The following is a 19016-nucleotide window of genomic DNA, read 5'->3' on the forward strand; positions in this document are numbered from 1 at the left end:
TTTGCTTACCTCGGGTTGGCACCGCACGGCCGCGGCGCGTACCAACGCCTAGGTGTTGCGCCATGCCTTTTTGATAAGATGCTGCAATGCTCCGGTCATGTTTCAGGATCCACACTGCCATTTTAAAGCTGCCTTGAAGTGTTTTCGTATATACGCTTTCTATTATTCATTGCGCCAGGAGAATTGAATATGACAGATTCAAGAAGAGTGTTTATTAAGTCCTCCGCAGCGGCTATTTTCGCATTTTTAGCAAAGAATGATATCTACGCAAATCAAAGTCCCTCCTTTTTATCATTATGTAGAAATCCTATACTAATGAAGTACGTATATAGGTTCTCTCCTGGAGGCACCATTGCCCCAGATGGCGCTCAGGGGCGGAATCGTGGCGGCATCTGGATGATTGAAGAACAAAGAGTGGGCGGCGACTATGTCGTAAGGGGGGTACTGAACAAGAGGCAGGACTGGATCCAATTAGGCTGGAAAATTCTCGATTGGGGGAACCAGCAGCAAGATGCGACCGGTAGATACGCGAGCGCGGGCGGGCTGTATCACTCGGCATCTCTTTTCATCGGCGCTTTGGCTCAGGCTTGTATGGCCGACCCGAGCAGCGCAACAATTGAGCGCGTCCGGCATTTACGAAGCGGTGCGAGATGGCTCGTAGATAATGTAGACGAGGGCTTTCTTCTCAATCGTCCTTACACGCATCGGAGCTTCTTATGCATGTCAGCTTTGGGCCAAGCTGCCTTTGTCACCGGCGACACCTCGCTCTTGCCCGCCGCGTACGCCTGGGGCCGTCGCGGGCTGTCAGCTCAACTAGCCAACGGAGAAAATCCTGAGCGGCAGGGGTACGATGTTTCTTACCAAATGGTTGGAGCAGAGTGCGCGCTAATGTTTATTCCGATATGTCCGGATCAGGCATTCGCAAATCGCCTGAGAAAAATGGCAAGTAACGCGATCGATTGGTGGGTTCGCAGGATGAACTTGGATGGAACTATAAATGCGGACCGAAGCACTAGGATCGGTCATGAGCTGAACGCCAACAGCGTAGTGAAAACGGTCAATTATAAGGACGCTTTGCAAGCTTTAGTTTGGGGCGGCGAGGTTTTGCCAGAGCCGAAACTGTTTGACATTGCATTAAAAGTTGCAAAACATGTGTAATCCTACAGATTAGATGTAACAAAGTAACATTTTGAGAAGACACACCGATCCTGCTTCAATGGTACAAAGTCTGCAGCTATTTATTAAAACAAAATTAACTGGCTTCATAAAAGCAGTGACACTTCAAGCTTGCCAAGGTTGCTTCATTTGCAAGATGCACTCACAGCACATTGCTGTGTTTGGTGAGCTCACGGGGCAAGAGCGGCGCTGTCAACAGCCGGGCGGCGGTGGAGCGGACTATTTAGAGCTTCGTCATCTCGTCGCAATCAGATTACGCGACAACGCTCTGCCGACGCTGCGCTGCTGAAGGATCGCAGCGAGTTGGTTGGAATCCCGGCGTGCTCCTCGTCATTAATAATACGGCAAGAAAAGAAGGACGACGACCCTCTCAGCAAGACGCGCGCGCTTCGCCTAGCATCAGGACTAGAGCGGTTTTCGTCGGGGCTGAATCGTTGGGGATTCACACGGCACCCGTTTTCTGATTCACGATCCGTGCTGGCGAAGGAGGCCGGGATGGATGGGCCGAGCGTTATCGCGTGATCTTCGGGATCGTGTCATCGCTGCTGTCGAAAGCGGGGTGTCTTGCCGGCAGGCGGCAGAGCGGTTCGGCGTCAGCGCGGCAAGCGCGATCCGCTGGCGACAGCTGGTGCTCGCTCATGGCACGCCGGCGGCCAAGCCGCAGGGCGGTGATCGCCGAAGTCCCAAGATTGAGGACCATGCCGCCTTCATTCTGGAGGCGATCGAGCAGCAGCCGGATCCGACGCTGGCAGAGCTTCGTGGGATGCTGGCCGAGCGTGGCGTGAGCGTCAGCATCGCCACGCTCTGGCGCTTCTTCGCCCGCCACGGGATCACGCGCAAAAAAAGACCGGCCACGCGACGGAGCAAGATCGTCCCGACGTCCTGAAGCGTCGCGAGGAGTGGTTCGAGGGCCAGCTCGATCTCGACCCCGACAAGCTGGTCTTCATCGACGAGACCTGGGCGTCTACCAACATGGCGCGGCGCCATGGTCGCTGCCGGCGGGGCCAGCGCTTGCGCGCCGGCATCCCCTTCGGACATTGGAAGACCACGACCTTCGTCGCCGGCCTGCGCCGCACGGGCATGGTAGCACCCTGGGTGCTCGACGGACCAATGAACGCCGATGCGTTCCTCACCTACGTCACGCGCGTGCTCGTGCCGGAACTCGGCCGCGGTGACGTGGTCGTGATGGACAACCTGTCGAGCCACAAGGCGCCGGCCGTGCGAGCCGCCATCGAAAGCGTTGGCGCAACGCTCCTCTTCCTCCCGCCCTACAGCCCAGACTTCAACCCGATCGAGCAGGCCTTCTCCAAGCTGAAGGCGCACCTGCGAAAAGCGGCCGAGCGGACCGTCCATGGCCTATGGAACGCCATCGGTCGCATCCTCGATCTCTACTCGCCCCAGGAATGTGCCAACTACTTCGCCGCCTGCGGCTACGATGCAGACTGATCGAAAACCGCTCTAATTAATCATAGCCAGAAGATGACGGTGGCCGGCGGTCATGAAGAAGCCCGGGGGCCACCGTCCGCATCGCTGCCGGCGTGCAGTTTGATGTTTATGCCGCCTTTCGTGGGGCCGATCAGGCGGCCGAGATCCCTTTCTTTCTTCGCAGACTTAATGCCGTGCGGCGTGCCTTCAGGCAGGTCGTGTCGATCATGACCGTCTTCGGTACGGCTTTCGCTGCCGCGAGCCCCTGAAAGGTTGACGCCGCATTCAACTGACTACAACCACTACCCGCCTTCATCCTTCTCCACCATCGCACTCGCCGCCACCCTCATCTTCTGGCTTGATCAAACGAGCCCTGGCCCTAAAGCGGCGCCAACCGCCGCGAGCGGCTCCACGAAACATCGACAAGCGAACTGCCAAAGTTATTGTCGGCGATCGTAAGGCGTCTTTGTCGGCAGCAGTTCGAGAGGAAATCCCGATTGCCGTTGAGGCGATAATAAGATTTCAGATAAGGCCCTTGGCTTAGAGGAAATTGAAAGCTTTTCTGTCGTGATTAGCTACTTTCGGTAAATCGCGAGCAGCACACCCTCACGGGGCAGACAAAGCAAACACCGAGTATCGCTATCATCACGACGCAGACGCTACTATATGCTCTATCAATAATCGCCACCCGTCTTTCTCTTTATAAAGTCTATTAACTCCGCCGCAGCCTTATTTACGTCAAATCTTTTCAAAAACGAAGCTCTCGCTCGCTTTTTGAACATGCCATGCGCTTCTTCGTTCCAGCTCAGCGATCGAGAGAAGAGTTGAATAACGCCCTCCACATTATCTTCCGCAACTAATCCCGCTTTATCCTCAACAATCTCACGCCAAATATTAACTTTGTCGCTAAGGAGGACGGGAGTACCACAAGATAAGGCTTCGGCTACAACAATCCCAAAGTTCTCTTGGTGAGACGGTAGAATGAATGCGAAAGCTGATCGCATAGCGCCGTATTTTATATCGCCCGAAAGCATACCGGTGAAATGGATTCGGTCCCCGAGGCCCAAATCGTCGGATTGACGTTGCAACTGTGGCACTAATCCGACTTGATCTGGTCCCGCTATTACTAGGTGCACGTCAGGATGCGAGTCTCTAAACTTCGAGAATCCTTCAATCAGGATGTCACAGCCCTTCTTGTGATGTACCCTGCTAAGGAAAAGAAAAAACTTCTTTTCCGTGAGTTCGGGAAATGCACTTGAAAATGATTTAACATGATTAACCAGATTTTCTTCCAAGTCCACAGTACCATAGTTCACCACTTTCGGCCGAACTTTGTACGGAAAAAAAGCGTTTTCTGCCAATCTCTTCTCCTCTTCAGAAGTAAAGAAAACACTTTCAGCATTGTTTAAGAGCGGGCCCTCAGCCCAGATCCAACTCAATTGTTTAATGAATTGCTTTGCGCGATTACCTTTGTTGAAGTAAGGATCAAGCATACCATGTGTAAATACAAAATATGGAGTGACCTTAGGATTGATCCCCTTGTAGGCCGCCCTAGTCATATACCTCCACAAACCGCTAACTATAACTGCATCATAATTGCACGCATGTTGCTTAATCCATGGAATGACATGTTTTGAGTAACGGTAACGTTGTAGAATTCCTTTGCCTCTAGAGGGCCCAATAGGAAATATTAGACCTGGATAGTCTTTCAGAAATGACTCATCTGGAGCATCTAAAGTTAGAAGATCTTGCCGATATCCTGCTTGACACCAAATTTCGGCAAACCGGCGAGCACCTTCGACTGGACCGCCATACCGAGGATCGGATGTCTCGATAATTCGTAATATTCTCATATACAATCTTTCTGCAAGATTACTAAATTAGCAGATAACTGGACTTTTGCCGCCTCATTATTTCTAAATATTATTCAACGTAAATATTTTATCAACCTCAATGTATTCAACCAAGTCCGTCGATCTTCAGGTCAGAACCTTAGGTTTACATCAAACGAAACGCGTAATACCTCATCATAGAAAATGAACTGGCCGGTTTTCAACACATTAAAAACTTGTTTTTTTAAAATCGTCTTTGATGACTATAGGTTTTATCTTTTTAACCAACGCAGCAGGTGGTGGGGCGTTTCTGGCGACTCGCGAATCCCGAAGCGCCAAAACCGCAGTGAAAGCCCTAAACTAGACAATGTTTAGCCGTAAACACGATGAGGATGCACGTGATTATCACCGTAGAGCCGCGCGCCGTCCTTCTCCAGCGCGCTCTGCGCCATTGCGGCGAGGCCATCGAAACCTTTGCGCATGTCGGTTATGCCGGCTGACAGAAACACTGGCACATTAGCTGGAGGTCCAATCATCGGCCAAGTGCGTCGCGCACCAGCCGCAACGTCGCGCGGTCCACTGGCAGCACAATGCGCACGCGGTGCCCGCCTGCGGTTACAATCTCGATAGACCCTGCCGATAGCGGCGGCGGCAATGTCGGTGCGGTCGCCTGCGTGAGCTGCACCGGCACGAACCCGTCTGACACACCCAGCATAAAACGCTCCGCGAGAAGTTTGCGACGCCAGCGGTAGAGCTGCGACAGATCCAAGCCGTGGCGACGCGCGACCGAACGCACCGTCGTCCGCGGTTCGAGCGTCTCGGTGACGAAGCCCGGCTTATCATCATCGGACCACGGACCACGGGCGACGTACCCGCTTACCCAACTCCGTCACGTCGATAATCCGCGTAGCCATAGGTGCCGCACCGGTGCAAACCACAGTGCCGCACTTGTCACTTACTGCCGACCTGGCCTGCAAGGCGCCTCAGACCGGACGCTTACACCTCGACCGCCGGACTGCGGGTTTTATAGCTGCGGATCAGCTCCTGTCGGAACAGAACCACCTGCTTGCCGGCGTCATAAGGATCGGACCCATCGTGCTGGCCAAACTGCTCAGAGAACTCCCGGAACTCGACACGCTTTGCCCACGCAAAAATTTCCGCTCGCTGGCTTGACAGCGCACGCCCGCGAAAGTGTTACGTGCGGCAGCCGGACATTTTCGGGGCAGTCGCTAAAAGAATCGCGAAGTTCTTTAATTGTGGCCCTCGACGCCCCCCCCCCCCAAAAAAGGCTATTCTGATAGCCATCGCAAGGCACAACGCGATCATACGCAAACTGCAGTCCCTCACTCTGAGGTGAACATCAGGGTTGCCCTTCCCCGATCGGCGCAAATTGCCTCCGGACCGGGGGAGAGGATTATGATCAAGACGCTTCTGCCGGTGCTGAGGTCGCCCGCGCAAGAATAGCTGCCGCCTCGCTGGTCTAAATACGAGCGGCGCTGTCATGCCGCGACGGCGGCTGACGCAGGAGAGGGCAATCACAACTGCCATCCTGCTTACTGACGACGGAAGCCTGCTGTTGCGCGCATTTTTTTAGGCAGTTTTTCAATTGTGAAGGCCACGGGATACGTTCGATGTCTTGGGAGTATGTCGAGCCTAACGTGAACACCCCAAAGACCAACGACAGTATCTCGGAGGCGATTACCAAGGCCCCGACCTGCGAGCAATTTAGGTCACCCGAAAAACACTTCACCTTACTCTAAATACTTTTTCCGATACAAAGCGAATTACAAACAAAGTTACAAGTAGAAACAGGAGTGGCCGAAAAAACAAAGCTACCAATCCAGCAGCATCGTACTCTGGCAGCACCAAATACATAACAGATATTCCAATCGCAAATGGATTGTTTGATATATATCCGCCAATGAACATAATAAGAAAGAAGATCATTGAGAAGAGTACAAAAGAAAGAGCTGCCACAGCCGGAGTACCACCTATCGCGTAAGCGGAGGATGGCAATCCTAAGACCGGCCTTCCGATTGATCCATACTGCCGGATGTTATATCGCCACGCTATTTCATCGCCGCTTGAAACGTTTGACTTCCCGGCTAAAAAGCTGGGCAATGCGCGCTGAAGTTCCGAAAAAACTGAAAAATAACCTGGACCGGCAACCTCGGAACGACGTATCACTTGATCTAAAGGAAAGATGAGGGCGTAACGATCTACGTTAGCAGTTAGAGGAAACACATAGCTCTGATTTTGTCCAAAGGCATATTTGTACATATGCGCCTGCTGTCCACGCTTTTCATTCAAGACAAACGGGTCGAACTGCGCATCAGCCATAACTTGCCACGTCATTGCCATCTTCTCGAAAGGCTTCGCGCCACTGGCTTGCAGCCTGGTCGCTTCGATAGCGGGAGCGACGATACTCAAGAAAAGCGCGCCCAATACGCCAAATATTACCAGCAGCGGCCATTTGCGCCGAAGCGGCGACAGAAACATGAAAGAGAGGAAAGAAACAAGAATAAAATCGATTACCGGACGCTTTTCATTTGTCAAAGTGGAAGCAAAAAGGAGGAACGCTCCCGTCAACCCAATTACGACCCACGACCGACTCCTCCCATAAAAAGCTGTGTAACCGTACTGCAGAGATAGCCCAATGGGAATGAGAAAATAGAAACTTCCGAATCCGCCAAATCCGCCACCGTCTCCCCCGCCGCTATCGCTGATATTCGGGCGTAGCATTGCATGGAGAAAGTATAACAGGCATCCGAGCAATAACAACGGAAGGGACAGCGATTTTACAACATTATTTTTTGAAAAATAAGCAGAAAACTTTAAACGGTCAACAAAGCTGAAGATGAAAACCCTATGAAAAACATATGCAAAGAGCACTGCTAGCGCGCAAACGATCAAATTAATTGCGGCATCGCTAGCGGATATAAGATTCGTTTCTACACTTTGCCCGAGAACGGTCTTAAATAGTAGTGCTCCAAAACCTAAGTAGAAGGCTAGGCCGAGCATGAGCACGTCGACTGCCGTCTTCCGCTTCCGCAAGAGAGGCGGAAGCGCCAAAAAACTGGCAAGAGCCAATGACGCGACTACTTCTACAGGTGCGCCCATCGCGATCTGCGCAACCACGAATGTGAAAACGGAGGCTAGATATAGACTGCTGTTGAAAAAATTCGACAAATTTAACCGTTTACGTGCCATGTTGATGGGCATAACCTCCTCCTGTCGACGCGTCCAGCACGTTTACCCCTGTTGGTCGATATGCGACGGGGGTTCCCCTGTGTGTCACCAACATGGTCCTGACGTAAAGTTTTGGCGCTGCGACACGCGCCGAACCAACCTGCTGATGTGCAGCGCACTCGACGGGCGTCCTTACGTGAAGGAAGAGGCTTTGCTGCGGTCGAAAGTAGTTGGCTGTACTCTTCGACTTCGTTGGCTTCTATCAAAGCGCGTCTTGAGAGGATGATTTGTCACGTTCAGCGGCGAGGCAGGGTTGCGGATCCGGCGGTGGTGATGAGGTTCTCGGCGACTGCGGCGTTTTACTCATAGTTACAGATCAAGCGCCGGCTTTTTGAGATCAAGGAGAAGGTGCGTTCGACTACCCAACGCTGCAGCAGAACCTTCAAACCCTCGGTGTGGCCGCGTCGGATGATCTCGAACGTGCTGCGCGCTTTTCAGCGGGCCGGTTTGCAAGCTCACCGGTATAGCCACATTGGCAAAGGCGCAGGCGACATGGGGGAAGCACTGGCGGACGCCTTGAGCGGCAGCTTGTCGCCGTGGCGAGCCTAGCATTACTATGGCAGGTTGAAGGAACCAGCTGGAATCGTCGTTGATTCCTGTTTGTCAGTGTTGGCTGACGGACTTACGACGATGGCGGTGGACGAGAGCTGGCGGACCGATCTGGAGCGATGGCTCGAGCCGTTTTTGGCGGCGCTGTCGCATCCGGCGCGGCGCAGGATGTGCCCGCAGTACATCGCTGGTTTGATAGGTCCAGGAGACCGCAAGAGCGTGCGGCCGATGGCCGCGCGGGGCGGCGAAACCGCCTACGATCAGCTTCATCATGTCGTGGCAGCTGGGATATGGGACCGCGCTCCGCTTGAAGCTACGCTGCTGGAGAAGGCCGACCGGCTGGTTGGCGGCACCGGCGCGTTCCTCGTCATCGATGACACGGCGATGCCAAAGAAGGGCCGTCACTCCGTCGGCGTGGCGCCGCAATATGCATCGTCGCTCGGCAGGACCGCGAATTGTCAGACGCTGGTCTCGGTGACGCTGGCATCGCGCGAGGTGCCAGTGATGGTTGGCCTTTGCTTGTTCCTGCCGGAAAGCTGGACCAGCGATCCGGAGCATATGGCAAAGGCCAAGGTACCCGATGACCGTCAGGTCGTCCTGACCAAACCGGAGATCGCTATAGAGGAGATCGACCGGATCAGAGCTGCCGGTGCGCGCTTTGGCTGCGTGCTGGCAGACGCCGGATACGGCATGAGTGCGCCGTTCCGCCAGGCGCTAAGCGAGCGCGGCTTGTCTTGGGCAGTTGGCATCCCCGCTCGACAGAAGGTGTACCCGGCTGATGTCGCCATGATCTTCCCGGTTGCGGGCCATGGGCGCCCCCGGCAGCACCACATCCCCGACAGCAAGTCCGTTGTCGCGGAGAAGGTGCTGGCAGAGCAGCCCTGGAAATAGGTGAGCTGGCGGCGCGGCACGAAAGGCCGGCTGCCCGCGCGTTTCGCTGCCCTTCGCGTCCGTGTGGCAGACGGTCCCACTCAGCGCATCCGTGACATGGGCGCTCAGCACCTGCCAGGCGAGGAAGTCTGGCTGGTGGGGGAGCATCGCTCGAGTGGCGAGCGCAAATACTACCTCTCGAACCTACCCGCTGATACGCCGATCAGAATGCTGGCGGGCGCCATCAAGGCGCGCTGGATCTGCGAGCAGGCCCACCAGCAGCTGAAGGAAGAGCTTGGCCTCAACCACTTTGAAGGGCGATCCTGGACAGGGCTACACCGACACGCCTTGATGACGATGATCGCATACGCCTTCCTCCAGTCCCGCCGCCTCACAGCAGCGGGACGGAAGAAAAGAGCCGGGGGACCGCCGCCGCAGCCGACCATGCCAGCCATCCGGCAGGCCATCCTCAACCTCTTCGCTAGACCCCCACCGGACCGCTGCCCGCACTGTCATGAGCCGCTCCATGCGTCTCCAACACGCAACCTGCCAAAGTAGTGCTAGTATTCCGCCGCGCGCCTACCTTGATCTGAAAGGCTGTACTGCGGCCCGTACTTAATGACCGCAGATGGCATGCAACCCGAACACACACAAACCGCTTTAGCTGATCGCCAAACATCCGCGAAAACTTAATACTCCTTCTGCCGTCCCCTGACCCTTGCACGCTTATTCAACGTGGTTTGTGACACATCAACAAGCTTCGCCCTACGGCTAATTGCATCTTCCTTTTTAATCTCACCTACTGACAATATCGCGATCGCAAACACAAGAAAAACTTGCCCCAGAGAATCACGATCAAAAATACTAGATTCTGTGAAGTTGTGGCCAAAGCTAAATAGGATCAAGGCCGCAACGAGCGCGCTGGTTGAGCGACTCATCTTATTCGTCACCCAAAATTGCTGGGCAGGATACAAGAACGCGGCGAATAGTACGAGGACCAGCCCCGGCAAGCCAATTGTAACAAGAAGGTCCAAATAACCATTGTGCCCCTCCGAGACACCTTGAACCCATCCTTGAGCATACATGAGAATTGGACTTGCAGTACCAATGTTCCAGAAGGAACCGTACCCTGCCCCTAACACCGGGTTATTTAAATAATATCGCATCATTCCAGCCCATATTTCGGCACGCCCGGTTAACCCAGACGAATCCGAAACATAATTTAAAAATAAATCGCTCTCTACTCCAAAATGAATTATTGGCGCTAGAATAACGCCAAAAACAGCCAGAAGAATAAGCCTTTTCTTTCGAGACTGGTTACTCATCTTGTCCAGTGAAGAAAATGTTTTCAATTTTGAAGCGCCAAATCCACCTCCTAGAGCGAATACGACGATTCCCAAAGAGGTCTTCGAGTCACTAAACCAAAGAAAAACGCCAGACATTACAATTACAAAAATGAGCACATAGTATGGAAAACTGCGACGATCAAAACAGAAAAATATAATTGTTAGAGCGCAAAGTTGTCCGGCAGCGTTTTTGTGCCCCATAATACCGCGCCATTTACCAAACAGTAGCGGATCGTCACCATAGAGATTATGCAAACCCACACTCGGCACCAGAAAGACCGTAGCAAAATTAAGGATAAGCATTAGGATAAAAGCCAACCTAACAAACATCATTAGCTTTTCGATGCCGACCTGACGAGTCAATCCGAATATCGACCAAACGATTATGGTTGTTAGTACGAGCCGACGGAATGATACCTCCGGGTCAAGAGCCCAAGAAAGGCTAAGCCAGCACCACGCAAGAGCAACCACCAATGGCCAAGGGATCACCACCAAGCGCTCGGGATGCCTGAACGGACGCATGGCGGCCGCAGCCACTACGAAAACGAGGCCGTAGCCGGCTTGCCTGGCCAGATTACCTGCACCAGTTTCGGCATCTCCTAACATAGTCATCGCAGGGCCAAAAAGAGCCAATGTCAGAAGACCTGCCAGGGCGCCGTATGCAAGCGGCAATCTTATCGGTTTTGATAATTCGCCCCTACGAAGCAACTTTGGCCTGTTTTGCATGCAAGTCACAATCCTCAAGTGCAAACCTTTTAGGCCCAGAGCGCCTCTGAACCGGAGATTTATCCTTAAAAGTTAGAATAAAGCTCACTCAACTCTCAAAGAAATGCGTCCTTACCTATTAAACGATCTCTCCCTAATGGCGACGGCTGGATTGCCTCCATGGATTGTCCAATGCGAAAGATCCCGAACAGCCACGCCCCTAGCGGCAAGAACTGCACCCTCACCTACTGTAACTCCTGGACCAACAAACGCATCTGCGGCAATCCAAGCTTGATCACGAATCACCACTGGCTTCAAGACAAGCTGAAACTCTGGATCAGACGTATCGTGGCTGCTAGCGCATAAGAACGCATATTGCGAAACCACGGCACGCTTTCCGACCGATATCGCTCCTTGATTATAGCACCGGACAAAGGGACCCAGCCATGACTCATCATCCATTATAAGATTCGCAGGAAGCCAGATGTTGACGCTACTATAAACGCGAACGCCTTTTCCGATCCGAGCGCCAAACAGTCGCAACAACACCCTGCGCCAAGCGTGAAAGGATGGCGGCGTCCAGCGCGCCAGTAAAAACCAACATAAGCGCCAAACCACCCTTTGGATCTTATTTTTCAATGTGAAACTAGCAGCGCCACTGTACATTGACCCAGACACACCTACATCAAAAGGCCCCATTGTACGCAACTGGCTCGCGACTGATTTATCAGAACCCCCAATGTTCATTGCTTTGATGTCATCCTGCATGACGGCGCCCCCCCCTAAAGTCGGCGGTTACTTAGTTAGTTATCTCGCAAAAATGTACACAACCTTTGCTCAAAATTGTGTAATATAGGTCCCCTCGCCCAGTATGTCTCGGCACGCTGCCGGCCAGCGCGACCATACCGTTTCCGCGCCGGCTCGTTATCAAGCAAGTTGCTCAACGCTACAGCCAGAGACTTAGCGTCCCCAGGCGGTACGACAACACCGCACCCTTCAACTTCGCGGGCCAGACCGGTGTTTGGCAGTGCGGTAGCGAGCACAGGCTTGCCCGACGCGAGCATATTAGCCAATTTAGAAGGCAAGACCAGATCTGCGGCGCCGTGTATTTGCGGCAGAAGATGCACCGTTGCCATTCCTAGTAGGTCGGACATCATCTCTTTCGGCTGCAGATCGTAGAACCGAATATTTGACAATCCGGCAGCTGCAGAAATCAGCCGCTCCCTTAAAGCTCCGCTGCCGCAAACCACAAAAGTGAGGTCTTCCCGCTCGGATAGCAAACGAGCCACCTCAGGAATGATCTCTAATCCTTGCTTGTTACCTAAATTGCCTGAGTAAAGCACGACGAACCGAGTACGAATGTCCCACCGTGCCCGGTAGACGGAAAGTCCATCCAAAGGAACCACAGTCTCAACACTTGCCCAGTTTCTAAATTCGTACAGAAGATCTTTGCTTACGCCTAAATCGACAAGTTTCGTACACATTTGAGGCGAGATCGTGCTCATCATCCCACCCTTGAGGCACCATCGCTCAAAAGCTCTCCCAGCTTTTGCGATTATCCCGCCATCTCTGAGTAGCCCAGTTGCAAACGCCGCTTCTACTTCAAAATCTTGTATATGCAGCCACAGCCTAGCATTGAATATAGCTGCTACTATCCTGGCCGTCACCGCCGATATCAGTGAGGGTGCAATGCAAATGACGAGGTCAGGCTTTTTAGATATTGCCGCCTTCAAAACGGCTGGAAAAGCGCTCACAGCAAATGAAATATGATGTACAAGACGGCGCAATCCACTGGGGTTTGCCGGCACATATATCGGAACACGACGAACCTCTACACCGGCCTCAGTAGAGGCAGCCACACGGCGGCCTCGATAGGGATTTTGAATGCGCCACTCTGGATAATACGGTTTTCCACAAACAACGCTAACATCATGGTTCTTCGACGCAAGAAACTCAGCAGTACCTGCCGTATACGGGCCAATTCCAACCGGCTCAGGCGCGTAATTCAAACCCAAAATGATGATTCTCATGCCTCGCCCCGAGCATTTCGACAGTTTTTGAGGAACCACTCATATGTTTCGCATACGCCGTCCGCCAAGCTAACAGTTGGCGACCATCCCATCTGATTAATTCGCCCCGAGTCCATTAGCTTGCGCATCGTACCATCGGGCTTTTTCGCATCGAACACGATCCGGCCTTTGAAGCCCGTGACCTTCCCAATCAAAGCAGCAAGTTCTGCGATCGAAACGTCTTTGCCGAAACCGACATTGATATGGCTGAGCATTGGCTGCGTGTTTCGTTCATAGGTGTTTTCATCTAGGTTGAAAACGAACAGCGACGCCTCAGCCATATCGTCAACGTGCAGGAACTCACGGCGCGGGGTACCCGTGCCCCAAATGACTATCTCCGTTGCCCCACTCTCAACCGCTTCGTGGAAGCGCCGGATCAGAGCGGGCATCACATGGCTGTTTTCGAGGTGGAAGTTGTCGCCCGGACCATAGAGATTGGTTGGCATCACGCTACGATAATCAGTACCGAATTGTCGATTGTAGCTCTCGCAAAGCTTAATCCCTGCGATCTTTGCGATAGCATAAGGCTCGTTTGTTAGCTCTAAAGCGCCGGTAAGAAGCGCCTCCTCGCGCATAGGCTGCGCCACGGCGCGCGGATAGATGCATGACGAGCCTAAAAAAAGCAGGCGCCGCACTCCGGCCCTATATGCCTGATGGATGACGTTCGCCTCGATCATCAGGTTCTCGTATATGAATGTCGCCGGGTAGGTATTGTTAGCGTAAATGCCGCCAACCTTAGCAGCCGCCAGTATCACGCCATCGGGTTTTTCATCGGCAAAGAAGGCAGCCACGGCCAATTGATCGGTGAGGTCAAGTTCGGCATGCGTACGGGTGACAACCTCGACACCGCGATCGTGTAGTTTGCGCGCGATCGCCCCGCCCACCATGCCGCGATGACCCGCTACGTAAATGCGCATTGGTGGACTCCTCAACCTTCAATCGCGACCGACATCTCATAGCCATGTGACTTGAGCAAAGCGTGACGCTTAGCGATCTTCAGATCAGCTGATACCATCTCGGCACACATCTCCTGTGCGCTGATTTCTGGCACCCAGCCAAGCCGTTCCTTCGCACGATTGGGATCGCCGAGTAGCGTCTCGACCTCGGCGGGGCGAAAGTAACGCGGGTCGATACGAACCAGCACGTCACCCGCAGTCACCGCAGGCGCTTCATCGCCTTCAACCTTGACCGCGACGCCGACTTCATCAATCCCATCGCCCTCAAAATGCAACGTGATGCCCAGATGTGCCGCCGACCACGTAATGAACTGACGTACGGAATACTGGACGCCCGTCGCAATGACAAAATCTTCGGCGCGGTCCTGCTGCAGCATCATCCATTGCATGCGGACGTAATCCTTTGCATGTCCCCAATCGCGTAGAGAATCGATATTGCCCATAAAAAGGCAACTCTCGACGCCTTGCGCCACGTTGGCGAGCCCGCGTGTGATTTTCCGAGTCACAAACGTCTCTCCGCGGCGCGGGCTCTCATGATTGAACAGCACGCCGTTGCAGGCGTACATGCCATAGGCTTCGCGATAGTTTACCGTAATCCAGTAGGCGTAGAGCTTCGCAACTGCATAAGGGCTACGAGGATAAAACGGCGTAGTTTCCCGCTGAGGGATTTCCTGCACTAGACCGTAAAGTTCGCTAGTAGATGCTTGATAGAAGCGAGTCTTCTCGAGGCCTAAAAAGCGGATGGCTTCCAGCAGGCGCAATGTCCCGATCGCGTCGACGTCTGCAGTATATTCTGGCGCCTCGAAACTAACCGCCACGTGGCTCTGTGCACCAAGATTATAAACTTCATCGGGCTGCGTTTCGCGCAATATTCGCGTCAAACTGGATGTATCGGACAAATCTCCGTAGTGAAGGGTTAGATTGGGAGCGTCTGCATGGGGATCTTGATAAATGTGATCTATTCGCTGCGTGTTAAACGAGGATGCTCGACGCTTGATCCCGTGAACCTCGTAGCCTTTTTCAATCAAAAATTCAGCCAAGTACGAGCCATCCTGCCCGGTTATACCCGTGATCAGCGCCCTCTTACGTGATGTCACCGCTCGCTCCTTCTTCAGCCACACAGGCGTTGCGCAAAATACATATATTGACTGCCGAGTCATGCCAGAAACTATTCCGCACCGCAACGACGCCTCGACGCGGCACTGCTCTGAGCATGCACGGAGGGAGGCCCGCAGAGGCCAAATTAGGCGCTTCATTTACCAGCCCCAGCGCTGCCAGTCGTTTGTTGCATTGCAGCGCAAATTTGCAGTACTATGGCTGATAAGTTGGCAGCGCGGGTAACGACTTGCGCAAGCACTCGTAGCGCAGCTGACGACGAATGCCTGATCATATTTTCAAGAGACCCGCCGATGCCGCTTTCGACGCCGATCACCCCCGTCATCCTGTCCGGGGGCTCGGGAACGCGGCTATGGCCGATGTCGCGGCCGGAGCGGCCCAAGCAGATGCTCGCCTTGACGGCCGAGGAGACGATGCTCCAGCTCACCGCGATGCGCGCGCGCGGCGAGCATTTCAGCGGGCCGATCGTCGTCGCCAATGCGCGCCATGCGGACATGGTCGACGAACAGCTCAGCCATATCGGTGCGGGTGCGCAGGCGGTGATCCTCGAGCCGATGGGACGCAACACCGCACCCGCGATCGCCCTGGCGGCACTCGCCGCCGATGGCGCAAGCCCGCTGCTGGTGATGCCCTCGGATCACGTCATCGCCGATGTCGAGGCGTTCCACGCCGCGATCCATGCCGCGATGCCGCTCGTCGATGAAGGCTGGCTCATCACCTTCGGCATTTCCCCCGACGCGCCCGAGACCGGCTATGGCTGGATCAAGGTCGGTGAAGCGGTTGCCGATGGCGTGCACCGTGTCGCGCATTTCGTCGAGAAGCCGCCGCGCGACAAGGCCGAGGCGATGCTTGCCGCGGGCGACCATACCTGGAACGGCGGCATCTTCCTGTTCCGCGCCGACACCTATCTCGCCGCGCTGGCGACGCATGCGCCGACGATGCTCGCGGCCTGCCAGCTCGCGATGGCGAAGGCGGAGCGCGAGGGCACGCGCATCCTCCCCGATGCCGAAGCGTTCGCCGCTTCGCCCGACGTGTCGATCGATTATGCGGTGATGGAGAAGGCCGAACGCGTCGCGGTGGTGCCGGTCAGCATGGGCTGGAACGATGTCGGCAGCTGGGACGCGCTGCACGCGATCAGCGATCTCGACGCCGCCGGCAACGCGCATTCGAGCGGCGCCGCCGGTGAGGTGATCGCGATCGAGACCACCAATTGCCTGGTGCGCACCGACGGCGTGCGCGTCGCGATCGTCGGCGTGGACGACCTCATCGCAGTGGCGAGCGGTAACGACGTGCTGATCCTGCCGCGCGGCCGTAGCCAGGAGGTCAAGAAACTGATCGAGGCGATGAAAAGCCAACAGCCAATCACCCGAGGGCACACCTCCAATCTGGGGATAGAAGGCCAGGCCTGATGAGCGTCATTGGCGAGGTGAATGGTACGGCACGGCCGCTGATAATGCGCCTAAACCGCTGCTTTGGCGAGATGCCCTCTGCGGCTGATCCAAGTTGAGGTTTGCTTGAGGACGCGTCTGATTGTATCAACGATAAAGCTCGACTCAATTATTAACTTTGCCGATGATATCTAGGCCGATTGAACTTTCTCTTGTAATGCGGGAGCAGAATGAGCACTTCGGCACACATACCGAAACGCCTCGGGCTTCGCTCACGCAACACGTAAATCATGACAGATCAAATCCTTATTGCAAGGATCTTTATACATCTTAAACGCCAACCTGCTCTTCAGGGTTATGTTCACTCGGTGAAACTGCAACATAAGAGAATTTTACTATTTAGGAAAAGATTGTGAGAGCCGATTACTTATCGTTCCTACTTCCACTTTTCATCGCTTTGTCGGCGCCGGCTAACGTGTCAGCCCAAGCAGCGTCGAGATCTGCGAAGAGGGTGCTACCGGGTACAACCACACCAGACCTCGTAGCGCCAAACAGCACGGCACTCAGTCCTGCCTCACAACGTCAGCGCGACGAAGCTCTTAGATTGACTGTCATGAAAGATTGCAATGTTGCTGCGTGGCAGGTTACGATTGAAACAGCTGTTGGCGAAGACGCGCGTGTTCAAATGTCGCCTACTTTACCGTCCGCAACAAAGAAGTGCATTATCGAAGATGTTAATGATAGTAAGTGATTTTGGATTTTGCCAGAGAGTGATGTATTTAGGGTCAGGACTCGTTGGTCATAGCTAGAAGGTGACAGTGGCCGCGAGGGCAACGGCCGAGGAGAAGACCGTAGGGCATCGGTCGTAGCGGGTGGCGATGCGACGCCAGTCTTTCAGGCGGCCAAACATGATCTCGATACGGCTGCGACGCCGGTAGCGGCGTTTGTAGTATCTGACCGGCTCCTTGCGCGATCTCCGACCCGGGATGCAGGGTTGAATGCCTTTGGCTTCCAAGGCATCCCTGAACCAGTCGGCATCATAGCCGCGGTCGCCGAGCAGCCACTGCGCTTTCGACAGGTCATCCAGCAGCGCCGCCGCACCAGTGTAGTCGCTGACCTGCCCGGCGGTCATGAAGAAGCTCAAGGGTCGTCCGTCCGCATCGCTGACGGCATGCAACTTGATGTTCATGCCGCCTTTGCTGCGGCCGATCATTCGGCCGAGATCCCCTTTTTAACCCGCAGGCTCAATGCCGTGCGGTGCGCCTTCAGGTAGGTCGCGTGATCATGACAGTCTTCGGCACGGCCTCCGCTGCTGCAAAACCCTCCATCATGCGGAGGAAAACGCCCCGTTCACCCCAGCGCTTCCACCGGTTGTACAGCGTCTTGTGCGGACCATACGCGCTCGGCGCATCACACCAGCGCAGTCCGTTGGTATCCATCCGGCGACACCCGCCTTGCGGGTATCAGGGGCAACGCTCTTATGACCACGCTTAGGGCTCAGACTCGTTCACAGCCAGAAGGCGATGGCGGTGGCGAGCGCCACGGCTGAGAGGAAGTTGGCGGCGAGCTTGTCGTAGCGCGTGTGTACGCGGCGGAAATCCTTCAGGCGGCAGAAGGCGTTCTCGATAAGATGCCGGCCGCGGTATCGGTCCTTGTCGTAGCGGATGACGCGCTTGCGGTTGCGCCGGCCGGGGATCACCGGGACCGCGCCGGCATCGCGAGCGAGACGGCGTAGCCGGTCAGCATCGTAGCCCTTGTCGCCGAGCAGGTAGCGTATACGGCCTGCGTGTTCGAGAAGCGCGGGCGCGGCCTTCATGTCGCTGACGTTGCCCGGTGTCAGCATCAGCGCATAGGGACGGCCGATGACGTCTGTGAGCGCGTGGATTTTGGTCGTCCAGCCGCCGCGCGAGCGACCGATCGCTTGTGCCGCACGCCCCCCTTTGCTCCGAACGCCGCGCGCTGCGCCTTGATGTAAGTGCTGTCGATTGCGGTGCTTTTCGTCACCGCGCCGGTGTTCACCAGTGCGTCCAGCAGCTTGAGCCAGAAGCCTCGCCGCGACCATCGGTTGAAGCGGTTATAGACCGTCGTAGATGGCCCGTAATCGGCCGGGCAGTCGCACCAGCGGCAGCCCACCTTCAGCACGTGCAAAATGCCCGAAATCACCCGGCGATCATCGACACGTCGGGCACCGGGCTGGTTCCTCGGCAGATGCGGCTCAATTGCCGCCCACGCCTCATCCGACAACCAGAACAGCGCCATGCTCAACCTCCCATGATCCACAGCCATCTTTGAATCAGGAAAGGCTATGCACCTCAAGCTGCTGATTGAGTTTTGA

The 19016-nt window shown here is 54.8% G+C and carries 10 protein-coding genes and 4 pseudogenes; 4 read left to right on the forward strand and 10 right to left on the reverse strand.

From position 1 onward, the window contains the following. Nucleotides 1-189 precede the first annotated feature (189 nt). Together AC3ANX_RS15910 and AC3ANX_RS15915 are read left to right on the forward strand one after the other, a co-directional pair. The gene (locus AC3ANX_RS15910) at nt 190-1158 is read left to right on the forward strand and encodes a hypothetical protein (protein WP_488334224.1); all 969 of its coding nucleotides are present in this window, start codon (nt 190-192) and stop codon (nt 1156-1158) included. 517 nt (nt 1159-1675) lie between these two features. Then, nucleotides 1676-2622, forward strand: a protein-coding gene (locus AC3ANX_RS15915; protein WP_488334225.1) for an IS630 family transposase whose coding sequence is annotated in 2 segments (ribosomal slippage) — nt 1676-2012 and nt 2012-2622 — 948 coding nt in all. Because the reading frame shifts where the segments join, the coding sequence is not laid out codon by codon here. A 42-nt stretch (nt 2623-2664) separates the two neighbouring features. On the opposite strand, the pseudogene AC3ANX_RS15920 reads toward AC3ANX_RS15915, so the two are convergent. From AC3ANX_RS15920 to AC3ANX_RS15935, 4 genes and pseudogenes are all read right to left on the reverse strand, one after another. Then, nucleotides 2665-2869, reverse strand: a pseudogene (locus AC3ANX_RS15920) (IS5 family transposase); the annotation flags it as partial. Nucleotides 2870-3275: 406 nt separating this feature from the next. Next, nucleotides 3276-4454 carry a glycosyltransferase gene (locus tag AC3ANX_RS15925; RefSeq protein ID WP_488334226.1) on the reverse strand — a complete coding sequence of 393 codons (1179 nt, stop codon included), beginning with the start codon at nt 4452-4454 and terminating at the stop codon, nt 3276-3278. Nucleotides 4455-4965: 511 nt separating this feature from the next. Next, a complete protein-coding gene (gene tnpA / locus AC3ANX_RS15930) occupies nt 4966-5229 on the reverse strand; it encodes an IS66 family insertion sequence element accessory protein TnpA (protein WP_488334227.1) in 264 nt (87 codons plus the stop codon). A gap of 950 nt (nt 5230-6179) precedes the next feature. Then, nucleotides 6180-7655, reverse strand: a complete 1476-nt coding sequence (locus tag AC3ANX_RS15935) for a hypothetical protein (RefSeq protein ID WP_488334228.1) — start codon at nt 7653-7655, stop codon at nt 6180-6182. 657 nt (nt 7656-8312) lie between these two features. On the opposite strand from AC3ANX_RS15935, the pseudogene AC3ANX_RS15940 reads away from it, so the two are divergent. Next, nucleotides 8313-9659, forward strand: a pseudogene (locus AC3ANX_RS15940) (IS701 family transposase). A 131-nt stretch (nt 9660-9790) separates the two neighbouring features. Here AC3ANX_RS15940 and AC3ANX_RS15945 read toward each other — a convergent pair. The 4 genes from AC3ANX_RS15945 to gmd all read right to left on the reverse strand — a co-directional run bounded on the left by AC3ANX_RS15945 (nt 9791) and on the right by gmd (nt 15274). Then, a complete protein-coding gene (locus AC3ANX_RS15945) occupies nt 9791-11119 on the reverse strand; it encodes an O-antigen ligase family protein (protein ID WP_488334229.1) in 1329 nt (442 codons plus the stop codon). A gap of 836 nt (nt 11120-11955) precedes the next feature. Then, entirely contained in the window at nt 11956-13182 is a 1227-nt protein-coding gene (locus tag AC3ANX_RS15950; protein ID WP_488334230.1) for a WcaI family glycosyltransferase, read from the reverse strand. Further along, nucleotides 13179-14138 carry a GDP-L-fucose synthase gene (gene fcl / locus AC3ANX_RS15955; RefSeq protein ID WP_488334231.1) on the reverse strand — a complete coding sequence of 320 codons (960 nt, stop codon included), beginning with the start codon at nt 14136-14138 and terminating at the stop codon, nt 13179-13181. The genes AC3ANX_RS15950 and fcl overlap by 4 nt, the downstream gene beginning before the upstream one ends. An 11-nt stretch (nt 14139-14149) precedes the next feature. After that, on the reverse strand, nt 14150-15274 hold the full coding sequence (gmd, locus tag AC3ANX_RS15960; protein WP_488334232.1) for a GDP-mannose 4,6-dehydratase: 1125 nt from the start codon (nt 15272-15274) through the stop codon (nt 14150-14152). A 378-nt stretch (nt 15275-15652) separates the two neighbouring features. Between gmd and AC3ANX_RS15965 the strand changes: the two genes are divergently transcribed. After that, the gene (locus AC3ANX_RS15965; protein WP_488336973.1) at nt 15653-16702 is read left to right on the forward strand and encodes a mannose-1-phosphate guanylyltransferase; all 1050 of its coding nucleotides are present in this window, start codon (nt 15653-15655) and stop codon (nt 16700-16702) included. A 784-nt stretch (nt 16703-17486) separates the two neighbouring features. Here AC3ANX_RS15965 and AC3ANX_RS15970 read toward each other — a convergent pair. Next, nucleotides 17487-18120: pseudogene (locus tag AC3ANX_RS15970) on the reverse strand (IS5 family transposase); the annotation flags it as partial. A gap of 68 nt (nt 18121-18188) precedes the next feature. Then, nucleotides 18189-18967 (reverse strand): annotated as a pseudogene (locus AC3ANX_RS15975) (IS5 family transposase). Between the last annotated feature and the right edge of the window lie 49 nt (nt 18968-19016).

The sequence above is a fragment of the Sphingomonas sp. BRN-1R genome (assembly GCF_057748035.1).

Coding starts and splice junctions, on each gene's coding strand:
- AC3ANX_RS15910 (WP_488334224.1), top strand. CDS start 190: ATGACAGATTCAAGAAGAGTGTTTATTAAGTCCTCCGCAGCGGCTATT.
- AC3ANX_RS15925 (WP_488334226.1), bottom strand. CDS start 4,454: ATGAGAATATTACGAATTATCGAGACATCCGATCCTCGGTATGGCGGT.
- AC3ANX_RS15935 (WP_488334228.1), bottom strand. CDS start 7,655: ATGCCCATCAACATGGCACGTAAACGGTTAAATTTGTCGAATTTTTTC.
- AC3ANX_RS15950 (WP_488334230.1), bottom strand. CDS start 13,182: ATGAGAATCATCATTTTGGGTTTGAATTACGCGCCTGAGCCGGTTGGA.
- fcl (WP_488334231.1), bottom strand. CDS start 14,138: ATGCGCATTTACGTAGCGGGTCATCGCGGCATGGTGGGCGGGGCGATC.
- AC3ANX_RS15965 (WP_488336973.1), top strand. CDS start 15,653: ATGTCGCGGCCGGAGCGGCCCAAGCAGATGCTCGCCTTGACGGCCGAG.